This window comes from Nonomuraea sp. CX421 (assembly GCF_059358955.1).
The window spans coordinates 1-2,549 of sequence record NZ_JCADBK010000053.1; the positions used below are offsets into that span (position 1 = coordinate 1).

General features: G+C 63.2%; 3 protein-coding genes. 1 reads left to right on the forward strand and 2 read right to left on the reverse strand.

Translation table 11 applies throughout. From position 1 onward, the window contains the following. Positions 1-46 precede the first annotated feature (46 nt). On the reverse strand, positions 47-235 hold the full coding sequence (locus AC5L3X_RS39065; RefSeq protein WP_494863827.1) for an Imm8 family immunity protein: 189 nt from the start codon (positions 233-235) through the stop codon (positions 47-49). A 167-nt stretch (positions 236-402) separates the two neighbouring features. On the opposite strand from AC5L3X_RS39065, the gene AC5L3X_RS39070 reads away from it, so the two are divergent. Next, positions 403-1,098, forward strand: coding sequence for a hypothetical protein (locus AC5L3X_RS39070; protein WP_494863829.1), 696 nt, complete (start codon positions 403-405; stop codon positions 1,096-1,098). A 432-nt stretch (positions 1,099-1,530) separates the two neighbouring features. On the opposite strand, the gene AC5L3X_RS39075 is transcribed toward AC5L3X_RS39070, so the two are convergent. After that, complete coding sequence (locus AC5L3X_RS39075) at positions 1,531-2,061, reverse strand: DUF4240 domain-containing protein (protein WP_494863831.1); 531 nt, start codon at positions 2,059-2,061, stop codon at positions 1,531-1,533. Positions 2,062-2,549 lie beyond the last annotated feature (488 nt).

The window sequence follows — 2,549 nt, forward strand, 5'->3', positions numbered from 1 at the left end:
CGCTGGTTCCATCACCGAGCCCGCCTGACCACCGCCTATCTCCAGGTCAACTAACGAATGGCGGCTGCCGTACTAGGGCCGACGGGGTGCAGACGGTGAGCTGGAACCGTTCCTCGCCCTGCTCTCCCTGCGGGCCAACGTACATCTCCAGTAGCTCACAGGCATGGGTGGGTTCGTCGAGACTGTGCCCAAGTTCGAGGTCAGGCCATCGGAAGGCGCCCACTCGTGCTCTCATCACTCAATGATCTCGCGCACCATGGTGCAGCCATGAGGCTCCACAAACCGCGAATGATCACGTGGTGGCCGTGGCCATGTGACCAACCCCCGAGATTGCAAACGGACGAAGGGCACACCGCCCGCTTCTACCGTTATCGGGATCAGTCATTGCGGTAGGAATGTGATGTGAGCTCTGACTTAGTCACCCGCATCCTCTACAGAACCAGTTTCGTGGTCCGGTTGGTGCTGTTGTTCCCCCTGCTCGGAGGACTGGCCGTGGCCAGTGCCTCTTCCTTGCCCTCTTCTCGGACTTTGGAGCAGTTCCGTAGTGTGATGCTGGCCGGGGAGGTCGACCGGATCACCTATGAAGTCGACGACTCAGACCAATTGGTATTTCTGGTGTGGTCAGAGTCGCCTTTCGCCTGGCGGCGGGTCGAGGGCCGGATCGCGGACTTCGCGGGGCCGTACACGACCGCGCGCCTCACGACGGACTTGGGCAGCGCGTCTGTTCAGCCGTCCTTGGTGGTACAGCAGCCGACGTCGTCCTCTCGGATCGGCGTCTCCTCCGACTGGCCCTTCGGCATTTCAGGTGGCTGGTGGGTCTCCGTCCCTTGGCTGCTCGCCTTCCTCGCCATGCTGCGCTTCACCCCACGTCTCGCCAACCGGTGGGCGTGGTTCTGGCTGTTCACAGTCGGCCAGATCGGGGTGTTCGTCTACCTCATCCTGGAGCCGAGACCATTGTGGCGAGGGCCTGGCGAAGGGCTCACCCGCGCCAAGCGGGTGAACGGGAGCGGCGGCTGTGGATATTCGATCCTCCTGGCCTTGGCCTCTGTGCCCGTGGCACTGGGCATCGCATGGCTCGTCGCACTGGCCACGGGCTGACGGTCATCGCGATGGGGACGACCGCACACGGTGAGCAGGCGTTCGGCAGTGCTCCTCACCCAACAAGTGCCCCCTGACCCGAGGAGACCCGCCCGCTGAGCGCCGCATCAATTCTCGGGTTCCGGGCCGACGAACAGGATGGCCTGGTCATACGGGGTCTCCTTCCTGTACTTGCGCGCGGGCCGTACGTCGCGGAGGGTCTTCCAAGAGGGTGCGGGCCAGACGGCGGCGGGCCCGATGCAGGCGGATCCGTACGGCATTGGTCGAGCCCCCCAGCACGATGACCACCTACAGCCCGACGCCTGGCGGGGCGATCATCCCGGAGCCAGAGCGACCCGCCGGAGGCGTGCCTTTCGTTCGACCATCACAGGGACGGTCAGGTGACGATCGTCGTCCCACATGAAGGATTGACCGTTCAAAATCTACGTACGCTCAGGAGAGCGCATCAGCCTCATCGAGCAACGCCGACAAGCGCGGGTAACGGCGGCGCATCTCCTCGCCATTGCTGAAGTCCCACATCTCCCCCAGCTTCGGGTACTCCCCGGCGCCCTCAGGTAGTTCCTGGCCCGTGATGCGCTCGTAAGCCCTGTTGGGGGTGTACATAAAGCCCTCGCACTCGCATTCGTCGGTGCCGTCAAGCATGCGACTGCGGACCGGCCCATACTCTGCAAGGGAATCCGGATCATCGAGTGCTGCTTCATAAACCTCACGTCCCTGGCCGACCAGCCAGCAACGGAAATACTCGAAGCCATCGTCGGAGCAGCCGGCGTTGATCAGGTAGGCAGCTCCCCAGAGGTCGATCCGATGTGCGGCGAGGCGGAGATCAGTGAGGTGACGGTCGAATGCGACGATCTCCGGCGCGGGTAATCGGCTGAGCCTTGAGGTCAGTTCGTCGCAGTCGTCGTCGGGACCGGCGGGCAGAGGGCATTTCGCGAGAATCGCCCAGAAGTCGTCACGAGTCATGATCGGGCATTATGACGTCGCGGCCGGAGCATCGTCCATCCTGTCGCCAGGACCACCAAGCAGGAGCAGCGTGAGTTCCCAGGGCGGCCCAGGAAGCCGGCGGCCGGGACCGGCCCCCAGGCCGCGAGGCGGCGCGCAGTGCCGCTTTTATCATCTATAAGAACAATTCGGCAGGTTCTCCAGCGCTGTAGCCCATGGGTAGGTGTCGATACGTTCGGCGCACACCTACCGGCCGCCGCGATATACCCGAAAAGCACCAGATTGATCGGCAAAAGATCGTGTCGGCTGATATTTTCGTGCCATGCGGTCGGAGGCTTATCTCAGTACAGATGTCATGGACACCGACTTCGCCGTCGACGGCCAGCAGCGGCTCATTCTGCGCGATCCGGAACACGATGGTGAAGTCAGACCCCTAGTACGGCAGCCGCCATTCGTTAGTTGACCTGGAGATAGGCGGTGGTCAGGCGGGCTCGGTGATGGAACCAGCG

Bases quoted from the DNA above. Each gene is read 5' to 3' on its own strand.
- AC5L3X_RS39065 (WP_494863827.1), bottom strand. From the start codon at position 235: ATGAGAGCACGAGTGGGCGCCTTCCGATGGCCTGACCTCGAACTTGGG.
- AC5L3X_RS39075 (WP_494863831.1), bottom strand. From the start codon at position 2,061: ATGACTCGTGACGACTTCTGGGCGATTCTCGCGAAATGCCCTCTGCCC.